This window comes from Streptococcus mitis, assembly GCA_001560895.1.
In the GTDB taxonomy this organism is placed as follows: domain Bacteria; phylum Bacillota; class Bacilli; order Lactobacillales; family Streptococcaceae; genus Streptococcus; species Streptococcus mitis_Q.
Genome location: CP014326.1, coordinates 735,007 through 759,748 on the forward strand (window position 1 = coordinate 735,007; position 24,742 = coordinate 759,748).

The 24,742-nt window shown below is 41.4% G+C and carries 28 protein-coding genes; 27 read left to right on the plus strand and 1 reads right to left on the minus strand.

All coding sequences use genetic code 11. The features are described 5' to 3' along the window. Positions 1-150 precede the first annotated feature (150 nt). The 20 genes from AXK38_03660 to AXK38_03755 all read left to right on the plus strand — a co-directional run bounded on the left by AXK38_03660 (position 151) and on the right by AXK38_03755 (position 16,887). The gene (locus AXK38_03660; protein AMH88399.1) at positions 151-465 is read left to right on the plus strand and encodes a 50S ribosomal protein L21; all 315 of its coding nucleotides are present in this window, start codon (positions 151-153) and stop codon (positions 463-465) included. Between the two features lie 15 nt (positions 466-480). Beyond that, positions 481-825: a hypothetical protein gene (locus tag AXK38_03665; protein AMH88400.1), complete on the plus strand. Its 345-nt coding sequence runs from the start codon at positions 481-483 to the stop codon at positions 823-825. 16 nt (positions 826-841) lie between these two features. Next, positions 842-1,135: a 50S ribosomal protein L27 gene (locus AXK38_03670; protein ID AMH88401.1), complete on the plus strand. Its 294-nt coding sequence runs from the start codon at positions 842-844 to the stop codon at positions 1,133-1,135. Positions 1,136-1,479: 344 nt separating this feature from the next. Next, complete coding sequence (locus tag AXK38_03675; GenBank protein ID AMH88402.1) at positions 1,480-2,388, plus strand: LysR family transcriptional regulator; 909 nt, start codon at positions 1,480-1,482, stop codon at positions 2,386-2,388. Further along, positions 2,385-2,846, plus strand: a complete 462-nt coding sequence (locus AXK38_03680; protein AMH88403.1) for a signal peptidase II — start codon at positions 2,385-2,387, stop codon at positions 2,844-2,846. The genes AXK38_03675 and AXK38_03680 overlap by 4 nt, the downstream gene beginning before the upstream one ends. Further along, the gene (locus tag AXK38_03685) at positions 2,836-3,723 is read left to right on the plus strand and encodes a pseudouridine synthase (GenBank protein ID AMH88404.1); all 888 of its coding nucleotides are present in this window, start codon (positions 2,836-2,838) and stop codon (positions 3,721-3,723) included. The genes AXK38_03680 and AXK38_03685 overlap by 11 nt, the downstream gene beginning before the upstream one ends. 2 nt (positions 3,724-3,725) lie before the next feature. Next, on the plus strand, positions 3,726-5,609 hold the full coding sequence (locus tag AXK38_03690; GenBank protein AMH88405.1) for a choline-binding protein: 1,884 nt from the start codon (positions 3,726-3,728) through the stop codon (positions 5,607-5,609). Between the two features lie 100 nt (positions 5,610-5,709). Further along, positions 5,710-6,819: a glutamate 5-kinase gene (locus AXK38_03695; GenBank protein AMH88406.1), complete on the plus strand. Its 1,110-nt coding sequence runs from the start codon at positions 5,710-5,712 to the stop codon at positions 6,817-6,819. A 9-nt stretch (positions 6,820-6,828) separates the two neighbouring features. Next, positions 6,829-8,091, plus strand: coding sequence for a gamma-glutamyl-phosphate reductase (locus tag AXK38_03700; protein ID AMH88407.1), 1,263 nt, complete (start codon positions 6,829-6,831; stop codon positions 8,089-8,091). 3 nt (positions 8,092-8,094) lie between these two features. Continuing rightward, a complete protein-coding gene (locus AXK38_03705) occupies positions 8,095-8,892 on the plus strand; it encodes a pyrroline-5-carboxylate reductase (protein ID AMH88408.1) in 798 nt (265 codons plus the stop codon). A gap of 113 nt (positions 8,893-9,005) precedes the next feature. Continuing rightward, positions 9,006-9,644, plus strand: a complete 639-nt coding sequence (locus tag AXK38_03710; GenBank protein AMH88409.1) for a thymidylate kinase — start codon at positions 9,006-9,008, stop codon at positions 9,642-9,644. Further along, on the plus strand, positions 9,641-10,531 hold the full coding sequence (locus AXK38_03715; GenBank protein ID AMH88410.1) for a DNA polymerase III subunit delta': 891 nt from the start codon (positions 9,641-9,643) through the stop codon (positions 10,529-10,531). Before AXK38_03710 ends, AXK38_03715 begins: the two co-directional genes overlap by 4 nt. 39 nt (positions 10,532-10,570) lie before the next feature. After that, a complete protein-coding gene (locus AXK38_03720; GenBank protein ID AMH88411.1) occupies positions 10,571-10,888 on the plus strand; it encodes a DNA replication initiation control protein YabA in 318 nt (105 codons plus the stop codon). A gap of 2 nt (positions 10,889-10,890) precedes the next feature. Then, positions 10,891-11,760: a 16S rRNA methyltransferase gene (locus AXK38_03725; GenBank protein AMH88412.1), complete on the plus strand. Its 870-nt coding sequence runs from the start codon at positions 10,891-10,893 to the stop codon at positions 11,758-11,760. 186 nt (positions 11,761-11,946) lie between these two features. Continuing rightward, entirely contained in the window at positions 11,947-13,281 is a 1,335-nt protein-coding gene (locus AXK38_03730) for a tRNA (uracil-5-)-methyltransferase (GenBank protein ID AMH88413.1), read from the plus strand. 83 nt (positions 13,282-13,364) lie between these two features. Continuing rightward, a complete protein-coding gene (gene pyrH, locus AXK38_03735; GenBank protein ID AMH88414.1) occupies positions 13,365-14,102 on the plus strand; it encodes a UMP kinase in 738 nt (245 codons plus the stop codon). An 8-nt stretch (positions 14,103-14,110) separates the two neighbouring features. Continuing rightward, positions 14,111-14,668, plus strand: coding sequence for a ribosome recycling factor (locus AXK38_03740; GenBank protein AMH89624.1), 558 nt, complete (start codon positions 14,111-14,113; stop codon positions 14,666-14,668). A gap of 59 nt (positions 14,669-14,727) precedes the next feature. Further along, positions 14,728-15,582 carry an RNA-binding protein gene (locus AXK38_03745; protein AMH88415.1) on the plus strand — a complete coding sequence of 285 codons (855 nt, stop codon included), beginning with the start codon at positions 14,728-14,730 and terminating at the stop codon, positions 15,580-15,582. An 8-nt stretch (positions 15,583-15,590) separates the two neighbouring features. Then, positions 15,591-15,806 (plus strand): hypothetical protein, encoded by a 216-nt coding sequence (locus tag AXK38_03750; GenBank protein AMH88416.1) that lies wholly within the window; start codon positions 15,591-15,593, stop codon positions 15,804-15,806. An 85-nt stretch (positions 15,807-15,891) separates the two neighbouring features. Then, positions 15,892-16,887, plus strand: coding sequence for a phosphate starvation-inducible protein PhoH (locus AXK38_03755; GenBank protein AMH88417.1), 996 nt, complete (start codon positions 15,892-15,894; stop codon positions 16,885-16,887). A gap of 56 nt (positions 16,888-16,943) precedes the next feature. Here AXK38_03755 and AXK38_03760 read toward each other — a convergent pair whose 3' ends face one another. After that, positions 16,944-18,056 carry an alanine dehydrogenase gene (locus tag AXK38_03760; GenBank protein AMH88418.1) on the minus strand — a complete coding sequence of 371 codons (1,113 nt, stop codon included), beginning with the start codon at positions 18,054-18,056 and terminating at the stop codon, positions 16,944-16,946. Between the two features lie 170 nt (positions 18,057-18,226). Between AXK38_03760 and AXK38_03765 the strand changes: the two genes are divergently transcribed. From AXK38_03765 to AXK38_03795, 7 genes are all read left to right on the plus strand, one after another. Next, on the plus strand, positions 18,227-18,796 hold the full coding sequence (locus tag AXK38_03765; GenBank protein ID AMH88419.1) for a GNAT family acetyltransferase: 570 nt from the start codon (positions 18,227-18,229) through the stop codon (positions 18,794-18,796). A gap of 67 nt (positions 18,797-18,863) precedes the next feature. Then, positions 18,864-19,502: a competence protein CelA gene (locus AXK38_03770; protein AMH88420.1), complete on the plus strand. Its 639-nt coding sequence runs from the start codon at positions 18,864-18,866 to the stop codon at positions 19,500-19,502. Next, the gene (locus tag AXK38_03775; GenBank protein AMH88421.1) at positions 19,486-21,735 is read left to right on the plus strand and encodes a competence protein ComEC; all 2,250 of its coding nucleotides are present in this window, start codon (positions 19,486-19,488) and stop codon (positions 21,733-21,735) included. Before AXK38_03770 ends, AXK38_03775 begins: the two co-directional genes overlap by 17 nt. A gap of 169 nt (positions 21,736-21,904) precedes the next feature. Further along, on the plus strand, positions 21,905-22,093 hold the full coding sequence (locus tag AXK38_03780) for a hypothetical protein (GenBank protein ID AMH88422.1): 189 nt from the start codon (positions 21,905-21,907) through the stop codon (positions 22,091-22,093). Between the two features lie 20 nt (positions 22,094-22,113). Then, positions 22,114-22,701 carry a peptide ABC transporter ATP-binding protein gene (locus AXK38_03785; GenBank protein ID AMH88423.1) on the plus strand — a complete coding sequence of 196 codons (588 nt, stop codon included), beginning with the start codon at positions 22,114-22,116 and terminating at the stop codon, positions 22,699-22,701. Between the two features lie 3 nt (positions 22,702-22,704). Further along, positions 22,705-23,889 (plus strand): hypothetical protein, encoded by a 1,185-nt coding sequence (locus AXK38_03790; GenBank protein AMH88424.1) that lies wholly within the window; start codon positions 22,705-22,707, stop codon positions 23,887-23,889. A 307-nt stretch (positions 23,890-24,196) separates the two neighbouring features. Next, on the plus strand, positions 24,197-24,727 hold the full coding sequence (locus AXK38_03795; GenBank protein AMH89625.1) for a translation initiation factor IF-3: 531 nt from the start codon (positions 24,197-24,199) through the stop codon (positions 24,725-24,727). The last annotated feature ends 15 nt before the right edge of the window (positions 24,728-24,742 follow it).

Here is a 24,742-nt window from a genome sequence, read left to right on the forward strand (position 1 = left end):
CTATACTTGAAGAGTTGACTATGCACGATCCTGTGCAACCGCACGAACATCGTTGCTTGATTATTCAAGTTTAAGTGGTTCGTCCCACGATGCTAGGCGAGTCTTCACAAAAAATTCGGGGAAACCCATAAAAATCATAGGAGGTGCATAATGAGCACATACGCAATTATCAAAACTGGCGGAAAACAAGTTAAAGTTGAAGTTGGTCAAGCAATTTACGTTGAAAAATTGAACGTTGAAGCTGGTCAAGAAGTTACTTTTAACGAAGTTGTTCTTGTTGGTGGTGAAAACACTGTTGTCGGAACCCCACTTGTTGCTGGAGCTACTGTAGTTGGAACTGTTGAAAAACAAGGAAAACAAAAGAAAGTTGTTACTTACAAGTACAAACCTAAAAAAGGTAGCCACCGTAAACAAGGTCACCGTCAACCATATACAAAAGTTGTCATCAACGCAATCAACGCTTAATTTTAAGGAGAACACATGATACAAGCAGTCTTTGAGAGAGCCGAAGATGGCGAGCTGAGGAGTGCGGAAATTACTGGACACGCCGAGAGTGGCGAATACGGCTTAGATGTCGTGTGTGCATCGGTTTCTACGCTTGCCATTAACTTTATCAATTCCATTGAAAAATTTGCAGGCTATGAACCAATCCTAGAATTAAACGAAGATGAAGGTGGCTATCTGATGGTTGAAATTCCAAAAGATCTTCCTTCACACCAGAGAGAAATGACCCAGTTATTTTTTGAATCATTTTTCTTAGGTATGGCAAACTTATCGGAGAACTCTTCTGAGTTCGTCCAAACCAGAGTTATCACAGAAAACTAACACGGAGGAAAACATTATGTTAAAAATGACTCTTAACAACTTGCAACTTTTTGCCCACAAAAAAGGTGGAGGTTCTACATCAAACGGACGTGATTCACAAGCAAAACGTCTTGGAGCTAAAGCAGCTGACGGACAAACTGTAACAGGTGGATCAATCCTTTACCGTCAACGTGGTACACACATCTACCCAGGTGTAAACGTTGGACGTGGTGGAGACGATACTTTGTTCGCTAAAGTTGAAGGCGTAGTACGCTTTGAACGTAAAGGACGCGATAAAAAACAAGTTTCTGTTTACCCAATCGCTAAATAAAAAGGTCCAGTGAACCTTTTTATCCCGAGCCTTGAAATGTAAAGGTGAGGAAGCTAGAGATAGCATAAAAATAGGCTTTCCGAGTTTTCGGAGAGCCTATTTTTTTGTTTTGATACCCATATTATGAGAATTGTATTTGCATCATATTATAAACGGTAAATCAACAAGATTTGCTGTTTTTATTTGTTTGAAATAAAATGAGGACTGAAAAAAGATATCATTCTAATTCTTGCATTGGAATGTTAGAATCTTCATTGAGACTTGACAATTTCCATACTTTTTTCCTTTTTGGAAAACTTCTAAAATATGGTATAATGAAAAGATAAAGAAGTTGGGGGTAGAAGATGAACATTCAACAATTACGCTATGTTGTTGCTATTGCCAATAGTGGTACTTTCCGTGAAGCTGCTGAAAAGATGTATGTAAGTCAGCCGAGTCTGTCTATTTCTGTTCGTGATTTGGAAAAAGAATTGGGCTTTAAGATTTTCCGTCGGACCAGCTCAGGGACTTTCTTGACTCGTCGCGGTATGGAATTTTATGAAAAAGCGCAAGAATTGGTCAAGGGATTTGATATTTTTCAAAATCAGTATGCTAATCCTGAGGAAGAAAAAGATGAATTTTCCATTGCTAGCCAGCACTATGACTTCTTGCCACCAACTATTACGGCTTTTTCAGAGAGCTATCCTGACTACAAGAACTTCCGCATTTTTGAATCAACTACTGTTCAAATCTTAGATGAAGTAGCGCAAGGGCATAGTGAGATTGGGATTATCTACCTCAACAATCAAAATAAAAAGGGGATTATGCAACGTGTTGAAAAGTTAGGCCTAGAGGTTATTGAACTAATTCCCTTCCATACCCATATTTATCTCCGTGAGGGGCATCCTTTAGCCCAGAAAGAGGAATTGGTCATGGAGGATTTAGCGGATCTACCAACGGTTCGTTTCACTCAAGAGAAAGACGAGTACCTTTATTATTCAGAGAACTTTGTTGATACTAGCGCTAGCTCGCAGATGTTCAATGTGACAGACCGTGCTACCTTGAATGGTATTTTGGAGCGGACGGACGCCTATGCTACAGGTTCTGGATTTTTAGATAGTGACAGTGTTAATGGCATCACAGTTATTCGTCTCAAGGATAATTTGGATAATCGCATGGTCTATGTTAAACGTGAGGAAGTGGAGCTCAGTCAAGCTGGGACTCTCTTTGTAGAAGTCATGCAAGAATATTTTAATCAAAAGAGGAAATCATGAAAAAAAGAGGAATAGTGGCAGTCATTGTACTGCTTTTGATTGGGCTTGATCAGTTAGTTAAATCCTATATCGTCTGGCAGATTCCACTGGGTGAAGTACGTTCTTGGATTCCCAATCTCGTTAGCTTGACCTACCTGCAAAATCGAGGGGCAGCCTTTTCTATCTTACAAGACCAGCAGTGGTTATTTGCTGTCATTACACTGGTCGTTATGGTAGGTGCCATTTGGTATCTACATAAACACATGGAGGACTCACTCTGGATGGTCTTGGGCTTGACCTTGATAATTGCAGGTGGTCTTGGAAACTTTATTGACAGGATCAGTCAGGGTTTTGTTGTGGATATGTTTCACCTTGACTTTATCAATTTTGCAATTTTCAATGTGGCAGATAGCTATCTGACTGTTGGAGTGATTATTTTATTGATTGCAATGCTAAAAGAGGAAATAAATGGAAATTAAAATTGAAACTGGTGGCCTGCGTTTGGATAAGGCTTTGTCGGATTTGACAGAATTATCACGTAGTCTCGCGAATGAACAAATTAAATCAGGCCAGGTCTTGGTCAATGGCCAAGTCAAGAAAGCTAAATACACAGTTCAAGAGGGTGATGTCGTCACTTACCATGTGCCAGAACCAGAGGTATTAGAGTATGTGGCTGAGGATATTCCGCTAGAAATAGTCTACCAAGATGAGGATGTGGCTGTTGTCAACAAACCTCAGGGGATGGTGGTGCATCCGAGTGCTGGTCATACTAATGGAACTCTAGTAAATGCTCTTATGTATCATATCAAGGATTTGTCGGGTATCAATGGGGTTCTACGTCCAGGAATTGTTCACCGTATTGATAAGGATACGTCAGGTCTTCTTATGATTGCTAAAAATGACGATGCGCATCTAGCACTTGCTCAAGAACTTAAGGATAAAAAGTCTCTCCGAAAATATTGGGCGATTGTTCATGGAAATCTGCCTAATGATCGTGGTGTAATTGAAGCACCGATTGGCCGGAGTGAAAAAGACCGTAAAAAACAGGCTGTGACTGCTAAAGGGAAGCCTGCAGTGACTCGTTTCCACGTCTTGGAACGCTTTGGTGATTACAGCTTAGTGGAGTTGCAGCTGGAAACAGGACGTACTCACCAAATCCGTGTTCACATGTCTTATATTGGCCATCCAGTTGCTGGTGATGAAGTCTATGGTCCACGTAAGACTCTGAAAGGACATGGACAATTTCTTCATGCCAAGACTCTAGGATTTACCCATCCGAGAACAGGTGAGAGCTTGGAATTTACAGCAGATATCCCAGAGATTTTTAAGGAAACCTTGGAGAGATTGAGAAAGTAAGAATGAAAAAGAAATTAACTAGTTTAGTACTTGCAGGCGCTTTTTTAGGTTTGTCATGGTATGGAAATGTTCAAGCTCAAGAAAGTTCAGGAAATAAAATTCACTTTATCAATGTTCAAGAAGGTGGCAGTGATGCGATTATTCTTGAAAGCAATGGACATTTTGCCATGATTGATACAGGAGAAGATTATGATTTTCCAGATGGTAGTGATTCTAGTTATCCATGGAGAGAAGGAATTGAAACATCTTATAAGCATGTTCTAACAGACCGTATCTTTCGTCGTTTGAAGGAATTGGGTGTTCAAAAACTTGATTTTATTTTGGTAACCCATACTCACAGTGACCATATTGGAAATGTTGATGAATTACTGTCTACCTATCCAGTTGACCGAGTCTATCTTAAAAAATATAGTGATAATCGTATTACTAATTCTGAACGTTTATGGGATAATCTGTACGGTTATGATAAGGTTTTACAGACTGCCGCCGAAAAAGGTGTTTCAGTTATTCAAAACATCACACAGGGAGATGCTCATTTTCAGTTTGGGGACATGGATATTCAGCTCTATAATTATGAAAATGAAACAGATTCATCAGGTGAATTAAAGAAAATTTGGGATGACAATTCCAATTCTCTGATTAGTGTAGTGAAAGTCAATGGCAAGAAAATTTACCTTGGGGGAGACTTAGATAATGTTCATGGAGCAGAAGACAAGTATGGTCCTCTCATTGGAAAAGTTGATTTGATGAAGTTTAATCATCACCATGATACCAACAAATCAAATACCAAGGATTTCATCAGAAATTTGAGTCCGAGTTTGATTGTTCAAACTTCGGATAGTCTACCTTGGAAAAATGGTGTTGATAATGAGTATGTCAATTGGCTTAAAGAACGTGGAATTGAGAGAATCAACGCAGCTAGCAAAAACTATGATGCAACAGTTTTTGATATTCGACAAGACGGTTTAGTAAACATTTCAACATCCTACAAGCCGATTCCAAGTTTTCAAGCTGGTTGGCATAAGAGTGCATATGGGAATTGGTGGTATCAAGCACCTGATTCTACAGGAGAGTACGCTGTTGGTTGGAATGAAATCGAAGGTGAATGGTACTATTTTAATCAGAGGGGAATCCTGTTATATAATCAATGGAAAAAATGGAACAATCATTGGTTCTATTTGACAGACTCTGGTGCTTCTGCTAAAAATTGGAAGAAAATCGATGGAATCTGGTATTATTTCAACAAAGAAAATCAGATGGAGATTGGTTGGCTTAGTACTGGAGGACAGACCTATTATCTATCAAACGATGGCTCTATGAAGACAGATTGGCTTCAATATAAGGGTCAATGGTATTATTTTGCTCAATCAGGGGAAATGAAAACGGGTTGGGTAAAAGATAAAGAAACCTGGTACTATATGGATTCTACTGGTATCATGAAGACAGGCGAGATAGAAGTTGCTGGTCATCATTACTATCTAGAAGATTCAGGAGCTATGAAGCAAGGCTGGCTTAAAAAGGCAAACGATTGGTATTTCTACAAGGAAGATGGTTCACGAGCCGTGGGTTGGATCAAGGACAAGGATAAATGGTACTTCTTGAAAGAAAATGGTCAATTACTTGTGAACGGCAAGACGCCAGAAGGTTATACTGTTGATTCAAGTGGTGCCTGGTTAGTGGATGTTCCGGTTGAGAAATCTGCTACAACTAGAGATACAAGTAACTCAGAAATAAAAGAATCCAGTGAAGTAGTGAAAAAAGATCTTGAAAATAGAGAAACGAGTCAACATGAAGATGTTACAAGTTCTTCAACTAGTCAAGATTTGACTTCAGTAATTTCGCAAAGCTCTGAAACGAGTGCAAACAAATCGGAATCAGAACAGTAGTAAAAAAGAAGGTTTTAGGGCCTTCTTTTTCCTATCAACTCTTTTCTATTTCCTGTTATTCATGTTATAATGGATAAATATGAAGAATCGGAGTGAGACTATGAAATACAAACGGATTGTCTTTAAGGTGGGGACTTCTTCTCTGACGAATGAGGATGGAAGTTTATCACGTAGTAAGGTAAAGGCTATTACCCAGCAGTTGGCTATGTTGCACGAGGCTGGTCATGAATTGATTTTGGTGTCATCAGGTGCCATTGCGGCTGGTTTTGGAGCCTTAGGATTTAAAAAGCGTCCGACTAAGATTGCTGATAAGCAGGCTTCAGCAGCGGTAGGGCAAGGGCTTTTGTTGGAAGAATACACGACCAATCTTCTCTTGCGCCAAATCGTTTCTGCACAAATTTTGCTGACCCAGGATGACTTTGTGGATAAGCGCCGTTATAAAAATGCCCATCAGGCTTTGTCAGTTCTACTTAGCCGTGGGGCGATTCCTATCATCAACGAGAATGATAGTGTCGTCATTGATGAGCTCAAGGTGGGTGACAATGACACTCTTAGTGCCCAGGTAGCGGCCATGGTCCAAGCAGACCTTTTGGTTCTCTTGACAGATGTGGACGGTCTCTATACTGGAAATCCTAATTCAGATCCAACAGCCAAACGCTTGGAGAAAATCGAGACCATCAATCGTGAGATTATTGATATGGCTGGTGGAGCTGGTTCTTCAAACGGAACTGGAGGAATGCTGACAAAAATCAAAGCAGCGACTATTGCGACAGAATCAGGAGTTCCTGTTTATATCTGTTCATCATTGAAGGCAGATGCTATGATTGAGGCGGCTGAGGAGACCAAGGATGGTTCTTACTTTGTTGCGCAAGAGAAGGGACTTCGTACCCAGAAACAATGGCTTGCATTCTATGCTCAGAGCCAAGGTTCTATTTGGGTTGATAAAGGGGCTGCAGAAGCTCTCTCTCAACATGGGAAGAGTCTTCTTTTATCTGGTGTTGTTGATGCAGAAGGTGCCTTTTCTTACGGTGATATCGTGACAGTATTTGGCAAGGAAAGTGGAAATTCACTTGGAAAAGGGCGCGTGCAATTTGGAGCCTCTGCTTTGGAGGATATGTTGCGTTCTCAAAAAGCCAAGGGTGTTCTGATTCACCGTGATGACTGGATTTCCATTACTCCTGAAATCCAACTACTTTTTACAGAATTTTAGAGGTAAACTATGGTAAGTACACAAGAACAATTTGAACAGGTACAGGCTGTTAAAAAATCAATCAACACAGCTAGTGAAGAAGTGAAAAACCAGGCCTTGCTAGCCATGGCTGATCACTTAGTAGCTGCTACTGAGGAGATTTTAGCGGCTAATGCTCTCGATATGGCAGCGGCCAAGGGAAAAATCTCAGATGTGATGCTGGATCGTCTTTATTTGGATGCAGGACGCATAGAAGCAATGGCAACTGGGATTCGTGAAGTGGTTGCTTTACCAGATCCAATAGGTGAAGTTTTAGAAACGAGTCAGCTTGAAAATGGCCTGGTTATTACCAAGAAACGGGTGGCTATGGGGGTCATCGGTATTATCTATGAAAGTCGTCCAAATGTGACGTCTGACGCGGCTGCTTTGGCTCTTAAGAGTGGAAATGCGGTTGTTCTTCGTAGTGGGAAGGATGCCTATCAAACTGCCCATGCTATTGTTAAAGCCTTAAAAAAAGGCTTGGAGACAACGACCATTCACCCAGATGTGATTCAACTGGTGGAAGATACTAGCCGTGAAAGTAGCTATGCTATGATGAAGGCCAAGGGCTATTTAGATCTTCTCATTCCTCGTGGAGGGGCTGGTTTGATCAATGCCGTGGTTGAAAATGCTATCGTACCTGTTATTGAGACAGGAACTGGGATTGTCCATGTTTATGTGGACAAGGATGCAGACGAAGACAAGGCGTTGTCTATCATCAACAATGCCAAAACCAGTCGTCCTTCTGTATGTAATGCCATGGAGGTCCTTCTCGTTCATGAAGACAAGGCAGCAAGCTTCCTTCCTCGCTTGGAGCAAGTTCTAGTTACAGAGCGTAAGGAAGCTGGACTGGAGCCAATTCAATTCCGCTTGGATAGCAAAGCAAGCCAATTCGTTTCAGGTCGAGCAGCTGAGGCCCAAGACTTTGACACCGAGTTTTTAGACTATGTCCTAGCTGTTAAGGTTGTGAGCAGTTTAGAAGAAGCGGTTGCCCATATTGAAACCCACAGTACTCATCATTCGGATGCCATTGTGACAGAAAATGCTGAATCTGCAGCTTACTTTACAGATCAAGTGGACTCTGCAGCAGTCTATGTCAATGCCTCAACGCGTTTCACCGATGGTGGCCAATTTGGTCTGGGTTGTGAAATGGGGATTTCAACTCAGAAATTGCACGCGCGTGGTCCCATGGGCTTGAAGGAGTTGACTAGTTACAAGTATGTGGTTGCTGGTGACGGACAGATAAGGGAGTAAGAGATGAAGATTGGATTTATTGGTTTGGGGAATATGGGTGCTAGTCTGGCTAAGGCTGTTTTGCAGGCCAAGACGGGCGATAACCTTCTCCTTGCCAATCGCAGTCAAGCCAAGGTGGATGCTTTCATTACCGACTTTGGCGGTCAAGCTTCTAGCAATGAAGAAATCTTTGCAGAAGCAGATGTGATTTTTCTAGGAGTTAAGCCTGCTCAGTTCTCAGACTTGCTTTCTCAATATCAGACTATCCTTGAAAAACGAGAGAGTCTTCTTTTGATTTCGATGGCAGCTGGATTGACTTTAGAAAAACTAGCAAGTCTTATCCCAAGTCAACACCGAATTATTCGTATGATGCCAAATACCCCTGCTTCTATCGGCCAAGGAGTGATTAGTTATGCCTTGTCTTCTAATTGCAGGGCTGAGGACAGTGAGCTCTTTTGTCAGCTGTTAGCCAAGGCAGGTCTCTTGGTTGAACTAGGAGAAGGTTTAATCGACGCAGCGACAGGTCTTGCAGGTTGTGGACCAGCCTTTGTCTATCTTTTTATCGAGGCCTTGGCAGATGCAGGTGTTCAGACTGGATTGCCAAGAGAAACGGCATTGAAAATGGCGGCTCAAACTGTGGTAGGAGCTGGGCAATTGGTCTTAGAAAGCCAGCAACATCCTGGAGTTTTGAAAGACCAAGTATGCAGCCCAGGCGGTTCGACTATCGCTGGTGTAGCAAGCTTAGAAGCACATGCCTTTAGAGGAACCGTTATGGAGGCAGTCAAAAAAGCCTACAAACGAACTAAAAAACTGGGTAAATAAGAGGTGGCTTTGACTGCCTCTTTTATGGTGGTTGAAATGAGAAGACAAAAAGATTGTCACAAACCCCTATTTTTTTGATAGAATAGAAGTAGTAAAAAAGAAATGAGTTAGACATGTCAAAAGGATTTTTAGTCTCTCTTGAGGGGCCAGAGGGAGCAGGCAAGACCAGTGTTTTAGAGGCTCTACTCCCAATTTTAGAGGAAAAAGGAGTAGAGGTGCTGATGACCCGTGAGCCAGGCGGAGTCTTGATTGGGGAGAAGATTCGTCAAGTGATTTTAGACCCAAGTCATACTCAGATGGATGCTAAGACAGAACTCCTTCTCTATATTGCTAGTCGTAGACAGCACTTGGTGGAAAAAGTTCTTCCAGCCCTTGACGCTAGTAAGTTGGTCATTATGGACCGCTTCATCGATAGTTCTGTTGCCTATCAGGGATTTGGTCGAGGCTTAGATATCGAGGCCATTGATTGGCTTAATCAATTTGCTACAGATGGACTAAAACCCGATTTAACCCTTTATTTTGATATTGAGGTGGAAGAAGGACTGGCGCGTATTGCAGCAAATAGCAATCGAGAGGTCAATCGTTTAGACCTAGAAGGCTTAGACTTGCATAAAAAGGTCCGTCAAGGATATCTTTCTCTTTTGGAGAAAGAAGGAGACCGTATTGCCAAGATTGATGCCAGTCTTCCTTTGGACCAAGTGGTGGAAGATACCAAGTCTGTCTTGTTTGAGAGAATGGGATTAAGTAAATGAAGCAAGAGCGATTAAATGATTTGCAACCAGAGCAGTTTGACCGTTTTGTCCGTATCTTGGAGCAAAATCAGCTCAATCATGCTTACCTCTTTTCAGGTTTCTTTGGAAGCTTAGAAATGGCGCAGTTTTTGGCTAAGAGCCTCTTTTGTACAGATAAGGTAGGCGTTTTACCATGTGAGAAATGCCGAAACTGCAAGTTGATTGAACAGGAAGAGTTTCCCGATGTCACCTTGATTAAGCCAGTCAATCAGGTCATCAAGACAGAACGCATTCGGGAATTGGTGGGTCAGTTTTCCCAAGCAGGGATTGAAAGTCAACAACAGGTTTTTATTATCGAGCAAGCTGAGAAAATGCATCCTAACGCAGCTAACTCTCTGCTCAAGGTCATCGAAGAACCCCAGAGTGAGGTTTATATTTTCTTCTTGACCAGCGATGAGGAAAAGATGTTACCGACCATCCGTAGTCGAACCCAGATTTTCCATTTTAAAAAGCAAGAAGAAAAACTCATATTATTCTTAGAACAAATGGGGCTGGTTAAGAAAAAAGCGACTCTCTTAGCTCAGTTTAGTCAATCGCGAGCTGAAGCAGAAAAGTTGGCTAATCAGGCAAGTTTTTGGACCTTGATCGATGAAAGTGAACGCCTGCTGACCTGGTTAGTAGCTAAGAAAAAAGAAAGTTATCTGCAGGTTGCTAAATTAGCCAACTTGGCAGATGACAAGGAAAAACAAGATCAGGTCTTACGGATTCTCGAATTCCTCTGTGGGCAGGACCTTCTGCAAGCAAGAGTAAGGGTGATTCTACAAGATTTGTTAGAAGCTAGAAAAATGTGGCAAGCTAATGTCAGCTTTCAAAATGCCATGGAATATCTGATCTTGAAAGAAATATAAACTCAAAAATGAACGATAAAGAAAGGAAAGGGCTGTTTTATGGACAAAAAAGAATTATTTGACGCGCTGGATGATTTTTCCCAACAGTTATTGGTGACCTTGGCCGATGTGGAAGCTATCAAGAAAAATCTCAAGAGCCTGGTAGAGGAAAATACAGCTCTTCGCTTGGAAAATTCTAAGTTGCGAGAACGCTTGGGTGAGGTGGAGGCAGATGCTCCTGTCAAGGCCAAGCATGTTCGCGAAAGTGTCCGTCGCATTTACCGTGATGGATTTCACGTATGTAATGATTTTTATGGACAACGTCGAGAACAGGACGAGGAATGTATGTTCTGTGACGAGTTGTTATACAGGGAGTAAGCATGCAGATTCAAAAAAGTTTTAAGGGGCAGTCTCCCTATGGCAAGCTTTATCTAGTGGCAACGCCGATTGGCAATCTAGATGATATGACTTTTCGCGCCATCCAGACCTTGAAAGAAGTGGATTGGATTGCTGCTGAGGACACGCGCAATACAGGTCTTCTGCTCAAGCATTTTGACATTTCGACCAAGCAGATCAGTTTTCATGAGCACAATGCTAAGGAAAAAATTCCTGATTTGATTAGTTTTCTGAAAGCAGGGCAAAGTATTGCTCAGGTCTCCGATGCGGGTCTGCCTAGTATCTCAGACCCTGGGCATGACTTGGTTAAGGCAGCTATTGAGGAAGGAATTACAGTTGTTACAGTTCCAGGTGCCTCTGCAGGGATTTCAGCCTTGATTGCCAGTGGTTTAGCACCACAGCCACATATCTTTTACGGCTTTTTACCCAGAAAATCAGGCCAGCAAAAGCAATTTTTCGACTCGAAAAAAGACTATCCAGAAACCCAGATTTTCTATGAATCGCCTCATCGTGTGGCAGATACATTGAAAAATATGCTAGAAGTCTACGGTGACCGCTCGGTAGTCTTGGTCAGAGAATTGACCAAGATTTATGAAGAATACCAAAGAGGAAAGATCTCTGAATTGCTAGAAAGCATTGCTGAAACGCCACTCAAGGGCGAATGCCTTCTCATTGTTGAAGGTGCCAGCCAAGATGTGGAGGAAAAAGACGAGGAAGACTTGTTCTTAGAAATCCAATCCCGCATCCAGCAAGGTATGAAGAAAAATCAAGCTATCAAGGAAGTTGCTAAGATTTACCAGTGGAATAAAAGCCAGCTCTATGCTGCTTACCACGATTGGGAAGAAAATGACTAAACAGGGAAGTTTGCCTTCTTCCCTTTTTTTGTTATACTAGTAGAAGAAAAAAATAGAAAGATTTGTGGGAGTGAAAAAGTCCTGTGGACTTTTTCAGCCTGAGCCAAGAAATTCGAAAGTGAGTAAGTTCGGTTGGCTTTTTCAATGTGAATCTTGACTTCACACTCCCAAAGAGGTATTAGTGTCGTGTCTCAATCTTATATCAATGTTATCGGTGCTGGTTTGGCAGGTTCTGAAGCAGCCTACCAAATTGCAGAACGTGGTATTCCAGTTAAACTCTATGAAATGCGTGGTGTCAAGTCAACACCTCAGCACAAAACAGACAATTTTGCAGAGTTAGTTTGTTCCAATTCTCTACGTGGAGATGCTTTGACAAATGCTGTCGGGCTTCTCAAGGAAGAAATGCGTCGCTTGGGTTCTGTCATCTTAGAGTCTGCTGAAGCTACTCGTGTTCCCGCTGGAGGAGCCCTTGCGGTGGACCGTGATGGTTTCTCCCAAATGGTGACCCAAAAAGTTGCCAACCACCCCTTGATTGAAGTGGTGCGTGATGAAATTACAGAATTACCAACTGATGTTATTACAGTTGTCGCTACTGGTCCTTTGACTAGCGATGCCCTAGCTGAGAAGATTCATGCCCTTAATGACGGCGATGGTTTCTATTTCTACGATGCGGCAGCGCCTATTATCGATGTCAACACCATTGATATGAGCAAGGTTTATCTCAAGTCTCGTTATGACAAGGGAGAGGCGGCCTACCTCAATGCCCCTATGACCAAGCAAGAGTTTATGGATTTCCATGAAGCCTTGGTCAATGCGGAAGAAGCGCCGCTGAATTCTTTTGAAAAAGAAAAGTACTTTGAAGGATGTATGCCTATCGAAGTCATGGCCAAACGTGGTATTAAAACTATGCTTTATGGTCCTATGAAGCCAGTCGGTTTGGAGTATCCAGACGACTATACAGGACCTCGTGATGGAGAGTTTAAAACACCGTACGCGGTTGTCCAACTTCGTCAGGACAATGCGGCTGGTAGTCTCTATAATATTGTCGGTTTCCAGACCCATCTCAAATGGGGAGAACAAAAGCGTGTCTTTCAAATGATTCCAGGTCTTGAAAATGCTGAGTTTGTTCGCTATGGTGTCATGCACCGCAATTCTTACATGGATTCACCAAATCTTCTGGAGCAGACCTATCGTTCTAAGAAACAGCCAAACCTCTTCTTTGCTGGTCAAATGACGGGTGTGGAAGGCTATGTTGAGTCAGCAGCTTCAGGCTTAGTTGCGGGGATTAACGCAGCTCGTCTCTTCAAGGGAGAAAGCGAGGTTATTTTCCCAGAGACGACAGCTATTGGAAGCTTGGCTCATTACATCACCCATGCGGACAGCAAACATTTTCAACCAATGAATGTCAATTTTGGGATTATCAAAGAGTTGGAAGGCGAGCGTATCCGTGATAAGAAGGCTCGTTATGAAAAAATTGCAGAGCGTGCCCTTAACGATTTAGAGGAATTTTTAACGGTCTAATTTTTTTGAAAGAATTGCTCATGGTACTATAAAAATCTTAGAAATTGTGATAAAATAGGTAGGATAAAAGAAGGAGAGTGAAAATGGCGAATCCCAAGTATAAACGTATTTTAATCAAGTTATCAGGTGAAGCCCTTGCCGGTGAACGTGGCGTAGGGATTGATATCCAAACAGTTCAAACAATCGCAAGAGAGATTCAAGAAGTTCATAGCTTAGGTATCGAAATTGCCCTTGTTATTGGTGGAGGAAATCTCTGGCGTGGAGAACCTGCTGCTGAAGCAGGAATGGACCGCGTTCAGGCAGATTACACAGGAATGCTTGGGACTGTTATGAATGCTCTTGTGATGGCAGATTCATTGCAACAAGTTGGTGTCGATACGCGTGTACAAACAGCTATTGCCATGCAACAAGTGGCAGAGCCTTATGTCCGTGGACGTGCCCTTCGTCACCTTGAAAAAGGTCGTATCGTTATCTTTGGTGCCGGAATTGGTTCACCTTACTTCTCAACAGATACAACAGCGGCTCTTCGTGCAGCTGAAATCGAAGCAGATGCCATCCTTATGGCTAAAAATGGCGTCGACGGTGTTTACAATGCCGATCCTAAGAAAGACAAGACAGCCGTTAAGTTTGAAGAATTGACTCACCGTGACGTTATCAATAAAGGTCTTCGTATCATGGATTCAACAGCTTCAACCCTCTCAATGGACAACGACATTGACTTGGTTGTCTTCAATATGAACCAACCAGGCAACATCAAACGTGTCGTATTTGGTGAAAATATCGGAACGACAGTTTCAAACAATATCGAAGAAAAGGAATAAGAATGATTATGGCTAACGCAATTATTGAAAAAGCTAAAGAGAGAATGACCCAGTCTCACCAATCACTTGCTCGTGAATTTGGTGGTATCCGTGCCGGTCGTGCCAATGCAAGCTTGCTGGACCGTGTACATGTAGAATACTATGGAGTAGAAACTCCTCTTAACCAAATCGCTTCAATTACGATTCCAGAAGCGCGTGTTTTGTTGGTAACACCATTTGACAAATCTTCATTGAAAGATATCGAACGTGCCTTGAACGCTTCTGATCTTGGTATTACACCAGCTAATGATGGTTCTGTGATTCGCTTGGTTATCCCTGCTCTTACAGAAGAAACTCGTCGTGACCTTGCTAAAGAAGTGAAGAAGGTCGGTGAGAATGCTAAAGTGGCTGTCCGCAATATTCGTCGTGATGCTATGGACGAAGCTAAGAAACAAGAAAAAGCAAAAGAAATCACTGAAGACGAATTGAAGACTCTTGAAAAAGATATTCAAAAAGTAACAGACGATGCTGTTAAACACATCGACGACATGACTGCCAACAAAGAAAAAGAACTCTTGGAAGTCTAAAAATAAACAGAAAAACTCAGTTGGCATTGCTGGCTGAGTTTTATTCGAAAGAAGGAAATATGAATACAAATCTTGCAAGTTTTATCGTTGGATTCATCATCGATGAAAATGACCGTTTTTACTTTGTGCAAAAGGATGGTCAGACCTATGCTCTCGCTAAGGAAGAAGGCCAACATACAGTAGGGGATACGGTTAAAGGTTTTGCCTATACAGATATGAAGCAAAAGCTCCGCTTGACAACTCTAGAAGTGACTGCCACTCAGGATCAATTTGGTTGGGGCCGTGTCACAGAAGTTCGTAAGGACTTGGGTGTCTTTGTGGATACAGGCCTACCTGACAAGGAAATCGTAGTGTCACTTGATATCCTTCCTGAGCTCAAGGAACTCTGGCCTAAGAAGGGCGATCAACTCTACATCCGTCTTGAAGTAGACAAGAAAGACCGAATCTGGGGACTCTTGGCTTATCAAGAAGACTTCCAACGTCTGGCTCGTCCTGCCTATAACAACATGCAGAACCAAAACTGGCCAGCCATTGTGTACCGCCTCAAGCTGTCAGGAACTTTTGTTTACTTACCAGAAAATAATATGCTTGGTTTTATTCACCCTAGCGAGCGCTATGCAGAGCCACGTTTGGGTCAAGTTTTAGATGCGCGTGTCATTGGTTTCCGTGAAGTGGACCGTACCTTGAACCTCTCTCTCAAACCACGTTCCTTTGAAATGTTGGAAAACGATGCTCAGATGATTTTGACCTACTTGGAAAGCAATGGCGGTTTCATGACCTTAAATGATAAGTCATCTCCTGATGATATCAAGGCAACCTTTGGCATTTCTAAAGGTCAGTTCAAGAAAGCACTCGGTGGCTTGATGAAGGCTGGTAAAATCAAGCAAGACCAGTTTGGGACAGAGTTGATCTAGGGTGACATATGAGAAAATCATTTTACACTTGGCTCATGACTGAGCGCAATCCTAAAAGTAACAGTTCTAAGGCTATCTTAGCAGATCTGGCTTTTGAAGAGTCGGCCTTTCCAAAACATACGGATGATTTTGATGAGGTGAGTCGCTTTTTGGAAGAACATGCCAGTTTCTCTTTTAACCTAGGAGACTTTGACGCCATCTGGCAAGAATACTTAGAACACTAGACTTTATTCATTAGGTTTGGGCTAGTAATTTATCCATCCCTTTGCTATAATAAAAAGAAATAAAAGGATTAGAGAGGTTCTTTATTTGAAGGAACATTCAATAGACATTCAACTGAGTCATCCAGATGACCTGTTTCATCTTTTTGGTTCCAATGAACGCCATCTTCGTTTGATGGAAGAAGAGCTTGATGTGGTGATTCATGCTCGTACGGAGATTGTCCAGGTTTTGGGAGAAGAATCTGCCTGTGAGGAAGCCCGTCAGGTTATTCAAGCCTTGATGGTTTTGGTAAATCGTGGGATGACCGTTGGTACGCCAGATGTGGTGACTGCGATTAGCATGGTCAAAAACGATGAAATTGATAAGTTTGTCGCCCTTTACGAAGAAGAAATTATCAAAGACAATACTGGGAAACCAATCCGCGTCAAAACCTTAGGTCAAAAACTTTATGTAGACAGTGTCAAACAGCATGATGTGACCTTTGGAATCGGGCCTGCAGGGACAGGTAAGACCTTTCTTGCAGTGACCTTGGCAGTGACAGCTCTTAAACGCGGGCAGGTCAAGAGGATTATCCTGACTCGTCCAGCAGTGGAAGCAGGAGAAAGTCTAGGATTTCTTCCGGGTGACCTCAAGGAGAAGGTAGATCCTTACCTTCGACCTGTTTATGATGCCTTGTATCAGATTCTGGGCAAAGACCAAACGACTCGTCTCATGGAGCGTGAAATTATCGAAATCGCGCCCCTTGCCTATATGCGTGGCCGGACCTTGGATGATGCCTTTGTCATTCTCGATGAGGCGCAAAATACGACCATCATGCAGATGAAGATGTTCTTGACTCGTTTAGGCTTTAATTCTAAAATGATTGTCAATGGAGATATCAGTCAGATTGACCTGCCACGTAATGTCAAGTCCGGTTTGATTGATGCTCAAGAGAAACTCAAGAATATCCATCAAATTGACTTTGTTCATTTTTCAGCCAAGGATGTGGTTCGCCATCCAGTTGTCGCTCAGATTATCCGAGCTTATGAACCAGCTCCAGTTAAAAATGAAGAGAGCGAAGAAGTCCAAGAAGAAACAGAATAGTAAAAAAGAGCAGTTCAGGTGGAATTGCTCTTTCTTTTATCTGATAATTAGATTTTTTAGATTAGTTCATCAATTAGAGTATGTTTCTTATCGAGACCTTGGGCTACTGGAAGACTGGTTAAGTAACCTTGATAAGTAGTAACACCTTGGCGCAAGCCCTCATCTTCAGAGATTGCTTGTACAAAACCTTTACCAGCCAAAGCTTCGATATAAGGAAGAGTGACATTGGTTAGGGCAATGGTTGAAGTACGAGCAACCGCACCAGGGATATTGGCAACGGCATAGTGGAGCACACCGTGTTTTTCATAGACAGGCTCATCGTGCGTTGTCACACGGTCAGCTGTCTCGATAACACCACCTTGGTCAACGGCAACGTCAACGATGACAGAGCCTGGACGCATTTGCTTGACCATCTCATCTGTCACCAATTTTGGTGCTTTGGCACCTGGAATGAGAACCGCTCCGATCACCACATCCGCATCTCTCACACTGGCTTCGATGTTAAATGAATTGGACATGAGAGTTTGAATTTGATGACCAAAGACCTCCTCTAAAACGGAGAGACGTTTAGCACTGATATCAAGGATGGTTACTTGTGCACCAAGACCAAGAGCAATTCGAGCAGCATGGGTCCCTACGACACCGCCACCGATGATGGTTACTTTCCCTTTAGGTACACCAGGCACACCACCCAGTAAGACACCAGAACCTCCTGCTTGCTTAGTTAGGAAATGAGCACCGATTTGGACTGCCATACGGCCAGCAACCTCACTCATAGGTACGAGGAGCGGTAATTGACCTTGGGAATCACGGACAGTTTCATAGGCAATCCCAGTTGTTTTTGCTTCCAACATAGCATCTGCTAATTCTGGAGCAGCGGCCATGTGCAAGTAGGTGAAGAGAAGCAGGTCGTCACGTAAGTAACCATATTCAGAAGCTAGTGGTTCTTTTACTTTCACGACCAACTCAGCTGCCCAGGTTTCACCAGCAGTAGCGACAATTTCAGCTCCTTGCTTTTGATAGTCAGCATCAGTAAAGCCAGAACCGATACCAGCATTTGTTTCGATAAGAACGCGATGACCACGGCCGACTAAGCTGTGGACACCAGCAGGTGTTAGGGCAACACGATTTTCATTATTCTTAATTTCTTTTGGAATTCCGATTAACATAGAGAAAAACTCCCTTTCTATTGACGGGTTGTAAATGATTTATCACATTATCTATAAAATAAGGTGATGATTTCATTCTATATGAAACCGCTTTAAAAAGCAAGAAAAATTTGTTGTAATTTATTTTTTATGCTAGACTGGTAGAAAATATTTTTAAATGTAGGAGAAGTATGGAATCAATTTTTGTAAAACTTGCCCAGTATCCGTCTATAGAAGCAGAGCATTTATTGCTTAGACCTGTAACCTTGGATGATGCGGAAGCTATGTTTGAGTATGCCTCAGACAGAGAAAATACGCGCTACACTTTTCCAACAAATCAAAGCTTGGAAGAAACCAAGAATAACATTGCTCAGTTCTACTTGGCTAATCCTTTGGGACGTTGGGGAATCGAATTAAAAGATAACGGCAAGTTTATAGGAACCATTGACTTGCACAAGATTGATCCTGTTCTTAAGAAGGCAGCTATTGGTTACATTATCAATAAAAAGTATTGGAATCAAGGTTTGGCGACAGAAGCCAATCGTGCCGTGATTGAGCTGGCTTTTGAGAAGATTGGAATGAACAAGTTGACCGCCCTTCACGATAAGGACAATCCTGCATCTGGAAAGGTCATGGAGAAATCAGGCATGTGTTTTTCCCATGCAGAACCATATGCTTGTATGGACCAGCATGAAGAAGGCCGAATTGTTACAAGAGTTCATTATGTCTTGACTAAGGAAGACTATTTTGCAAATAAATAAGCAGTTGAGAAGAAATTTTCAACTGTTTTTTCTTCCTCTTACGAATAATCTAAGAGAGGAGAAAAATATGGAAGTAATTATCGAGAAAATCAAAGAGTATAAAATCATCGTCACCTGTACTGGTCTGGGCTTGCTTGTTGGCGGATTTTTCCTGCTAAAACCAGTTCCACAAACACCTGTCAAAGAAACAAATTTGCAGGCTGAAGTTGCAGCTGTTTCCAAGGATTCATCGACCGAAAAGGAAGTGAAGGAAGAACCGGTTGAACAAGATCTAATCACAGTAGATGTGAAAGGTGCTGTCAAATCGCCAGGAATTTATGATTTGCCTGTAGGTAGTCGGGTCAATGATGCTGTTCAGAAGGCTGGTGGTTTGACAGATCAAGCAGACAGCAAGTCACTCAATCTAGCTCAGAAAGTTAGTGATGAGACTCTAGTTTACGTTCCCACTAAGGGCGAAGAAGCAGCTAGTCAACAGACTACTTTGGGGACAGCTTCTTCAACAAGCAAGGAAAAGAAGGTCAATCTCAACAAGGCTAGTCTGGAAGAGCTTAAACAGGTCAAAGGATTAGGTGGCAAACGAGCTCAGGACATTATCGACCATCGTGAAACAAATGGCAAATTCAAGTCGGTTGATGAACTTAAGAAGGTCTCTGGCATTGGTGCTAAAACGATAGAAAAGCTAAAAGACTATGTTACAGTGGATTAAGAATTTCCCCATTCCCCTAATTTACCTGAGTTTTCTGTTACTTTGGCTTTATTACGCTATTTTCTCATCATCCTATCTTGCTTTGTTGGGCTTCGTTTTTCTGCTAATCTGTCTTTTTTTACAATTTCCTTGGAAATCTGCTAGCAAAGTTCTAATGATTTGCGGAATCTTTGCCTTCTGGTTTCTGTTTCAAAATTGGCAACAGAGTCGAGCGAGTCAAAATTTGGTGGATTCTGTTGAAAGGGTACGGATTCTGCCTGACACTATCAAGGTCAATGGTGATAGTCTGTCCTTTCGTGGTAAGTCTAGCAGTCGTACCTTCCAAGTTTACTATAAGCTTCAGTCCGAGAATGAAAAAGAAGCCTTTCAAGTCTTAACAGATCTTCATGAGATAGAGTTAGAAGGGAAGTTTTCGGAGCTAGAAGGGCAGAGAAATTTTGGTGGATTTGACTACCAAGCCTATCTGAAGACTCAGGGAATTTACCAGACTCTCAATATCAAAAAAATTCAGTCACTTCAAAAGGTTGGCAGTTGGGATATAGGTGAAAACCTGTCCAGTTTACGTCGAAAGGCTGTAGTTTGGATTAAGACGCACTTTCCAGATCCTATGCGAAATTACATGACAGGGCTTCTATTAGGAAATCTGGACACCGACTTTGAGGAGATGAATGAGCTTTATTCTAGTCTAGGAATTATCCACCTTTTTGCCTTGTCAGGCATGCAGGTAGGTTTTTTCATGGATGGATTTAAGAAACTTCTCTTGCGATTGGGTTTGACCAAAGAAAAGTTGAAATGGCTGACTTATCCCTTTTCCCTTATTTATGCAGGTCTGACAGGATTTTCAGCCTCGGTCATTCGCAGTCTTTTGCAAAAGTTACTGGCTCAACATGGTGTTAAGGGCTTAGATAATTTTGCCTTGACGGTGCTTGTCCTCTCTATCATCATGCCTAACTTTTTCTTGACAGCAGGAGGAGTCTTGTCCTGCGCTTATGCTTTTATCTTGACCATGACCAGCAAAGAAGGGGAGGGGCTTAAGGCTGTTGCTAGAGAAAGTCTAGTCATTTCCTTGGGAATATTGCCCATTTTATCTTTCTATTTTGCAGAATTTCAGCCATTGTCCATCCTCTTGACCTTTGTCTTTTCCTTTCTATTTGACTTGGTCTTCTTACCGCTCTTGTCCATCTTATTTGCACTTTCCTTTCTCTATCCAGTCATTCAGCTGAATTTTATTTTTGAGTGGTTGGAGGGGATTATTCGCTTGGTATCGCAGGTGACAAGTAGACCTCTGGTCTTTGGACAACCCAATGCATGGCTTTTAATCTTATTGTTAATTTCCTTGGCTTTGGTCTATGATTTGAGGAAAAACATTAAAAGGCTAGCAGTGTTGACCTTATTGATTACAGGGCTCTTTCTTCTGACCAAGCATCCACTGGAAAATGAAATTACCATGCTAGATGTTGGGCAAGGTGAGAGTATTTTCCTACGGGATGTAACCGGTAAGACCATTCTCATAGATGTCGGTGGCAAGGCAGAATCTGATAAGAAAATAGAAAAATGGCAAAAAAAGACGATGACCAGCAATGCCCAGCGAACCTTAATCCCCTATCTTAAAAGTCGAGGAATATCTAAGATTGATCAGCTGATTTTAACCAATACGGACAAGGAACATGTTGGAGATTTGTTGGAGGTGACCAAGTCTTTTCATGTCGGAGAGATTTTAGTATCAAAAGGCAGTTTGAAACAGAAGGAATTTGTGGCAGAACTACAGGCGACTCAAACCAAGGTGCGTAGTGTGACAGTAGGAGAGAACTTGCCAATTTTCGGAAGTCAGTTAGAAGTCCTATTTCCAAGGAAAATTGGAGATGGAGATCATGAAGACTCCCTAGTTCTGTATGGAAAACTACTGGATAAGAACTTTCTTTTTACAGGAAATATGGAGGAAAAAGGAGAGAAGGACATGCTGAAGTATTATCCTGACCTAGAGGTGGATGTTTTGAAAGCTGGCCAACATGGCTCTAAAAACTCATCAAGTTCAGCCTTTCTAGAACAGCTCAAACCAGAGATGACTATCATTTCAGTTGGAAAGAGCAATCGAATGAAACTCCCCCATCAGGAAACTTTGACCCGACTGGAAGCTATAAATAGCAAAGTATATCGAACTGACCAGCAAGGAGCTATACGCTTTAAAGGGTGGAATAGTTGGAAAATAGAAAGCGTTCGATGGGAAGGATAAATACTATATATTAGTAAAATAAACTAAAAATCTGTTGCATAATAATGATAAAAACGATATAATGAAAACGTATTCAATGTTAATGATATAAAACCATTAAAAATTAGTAAAAACCGTTTAATTAGTTAGTTTATGATCTATTGGTCTTTTTCAGTCTAGTGTATCTGCTGTGATAGTGACTAAAAGTTATAGGTATGATTGGAATACCTACTATAAGTCTAGTATGAATTGCCAGAGATATAACTATATTAATTCCCTGTTATGGTATCGTTATGACAGCTATTCAGAGTATAAAGTTGGTTCTGGTTTGAATTACAATCGTTATGAGGTACTAAACTACTACAGCGGAAGCTATTAATCCAAAAAGGAGGGCTAGATATGTTGCAACTTACTCATGTGACCTTAAAAACGCGACAAGTCATCTTACAAGATGTTGATTTTACATTTGAAAAGGGTAGAATTTATGGTATTCTTGCTATCAATGGTTCTGGAAAGACGACACTATTCCGCGCCATTAGCAATTTAATTCCTATAAGTAGCGGAAATATCGCAGTCTCTCCTTCTTTGTTTTATTATGAGAGTATTGAATGGCTGGATGAAAACTTAAGTGGGATGGACTATCTTCACCTTATCAAAAACATCTGGAAGTCAGGTCTGAACTTGAGGGATGAAATTGCCTATTGGGAAATGTCGGACTATGTCAGACTTCCCATTCGCAAGTATTCCTTAGGCATGAAGCAACGCTTGGTGATTGCTATGTATTTCCTCAGTCAGGCGAAATGCTGGCTTATGGATGAGATTACAAATGGCTTAGATGAGTATTATCGACAGAAGTTTTTTGATAGGCTAGCACAAATCGATAGACAAGAACAACTGGTTCTTTTAAGTTCCCACTATAAGGAAGAGTTGGTTGATGTCTGTGATAGAGTAGTAACCATTCATCAGGGGCAGATAGAAGAGGTTTAGTTTATGAAAGATGTTGGTCTATTTTTATTAAAAAAAGTTTTCAAAAGTCGCTTAAACTGGATTATCTTAGCTTTATTTGTATCTGGACTCGGTGTTACCTTTTATTTTAATAGTCAGACTGCAAACTCCGTCAGCTTGGAGAGCGAGTTGGAAACCCGTCTTGTAAAAGATGAGAGAGTCATCAATGAATATGAAGAGAAACTCTCCCAAATATCTGATACCAACTCGGAGGAATACCAGATTGCTAAAATTAATTTAGAATCGGAAAAAAATCTTTCGACTCAAAAGAAAGAAATTCTGGCTTTGTTAAGAGAAGGACGCTGGAAAGAAGCCTACTATTTGCAGTGGCAAGATGAGGAAAAGAGTTATGAAATTTTATCGAAGCAACCGACTTCTAGTTCTGACTTAAAAATGGCGGTTGACCGCGAACGAAAGACTTACCAAGCCCTATATCCCTTGAACATAAAAGCCCACAATTTAGTTTATCCGACCCACGGGATTGATCAGATTGTCTGGATTTTAGAGCTTATCATCCCAAGCTTGTTTGTGGTTGCTATTATTTTTATGCTAACGCAACTATTTGCAGAAAGATATCAAAATCATCTGGATACAGCTCACTTATATCCTTTTTCAAAAGTGACATTTGCAATGTCTTCTCTTGGAGTTGGGGTGGGCTATGTAACTGTGCTGTTTATCGGAATCAGCGGATTTTCTTTTCTAGTGGGAAGTCTGACAAGTGGTTTTGGACAGTTAGATTATCCCTACCCGATTTATAGCTTAGTGAATCAAGAGGTAACTATTGGAAAGATACAAGATGTGTTATTTCCTGGCTTGTTCTTAGCTTTCTTAGCTTTTATCGTTATTGTGGAAGTCGTCTACTTGATTGCATACTATTTCAAGCAAAAAATGCCTGTCCTTTTTCTTTCACTCATTGGGATTGTTGGCTTATTGTTTGGTATCCAAACAATTCAGCCTCTTCAAAGAATTGCACATCTGATTCCTTTTACTTACTTGCGTTCAGTGGAGATTTTATCTGGAAGATTACCTAAGCTGATTGATAATGTCAATCTAAATTGGGACATGGGGCTAGTTTTACTTCCTTGCCTGATTATCCTTTTGTTAGTGGGGATTCTATTTATTGAGAAATGGGGAAGTTCACAGAAAAAAGAATTTTTTAATAGATCCTAGCTTACCTATAGGGAAAATAAGTAAAAACTAACATAGAGAGGGAATCAACTTGATTCTCTCTTTTTGATGCGGAAACCAAGGCAAAATATAAAAACAAACTTTTCAAAAAAATAACTTTTTATCTTGACAAGAGCTAGAAAACTTGGTATCATATAAAAGTTGAGAAAAGCAGAAGTGAGAGCTTCTCGCCTTGTGACATTAAGTTGCCTGGCCCTACGGATGAAAAGTTTCTAAGAAACGCTATCATAACGTGCGGGCTTGTATATTTACGAGTCCGCTATTGTTTTTCTCTAATAAAACAAAAGAGGTGAAAACCATAGCAAAGCAAGACTTATTCATCAATGATGAGATTCGTGTACGTGAAGTTCGCTTGATTGGTCTTGAAGGAGAACAGCTAGGCATCAAGCCACTCAGTGAAGCGCAAGCTTTGGCTGATAACGCTAATGTTGACCTAGTATTGATTCAACCCCAAGCCAAACCACCTGTTGCAAAAATTATGGACTACGGTAAGTTCAAATTTGAGTACCAGAAGAAGCAAAAAGAACAACGTAAAAAACAAAGTGTTGTTACTGTGAAAGAAGTTCGTCTAAGTCCAACTATTGACAAGGGTGACTTTGATACAAAACTTCGCAATGCACGCAAATTCCTTGAAAAAGGAAATAAAGTTAAGGTATCTATTCGCTTTAAGGGTCGTATGATTACCCATAAAGAGATTGGTGCAAAAGTTTTAGCCGAGTTTGCTGAAGCAACTCAAGATATTGCAATCATCGAACAACGTGCTAAAATGGATGGACGTCAAATGTTCATGCAATTGGCGCCAGCGACTGACAAAAAATAATTGTCAGAAAGTTAA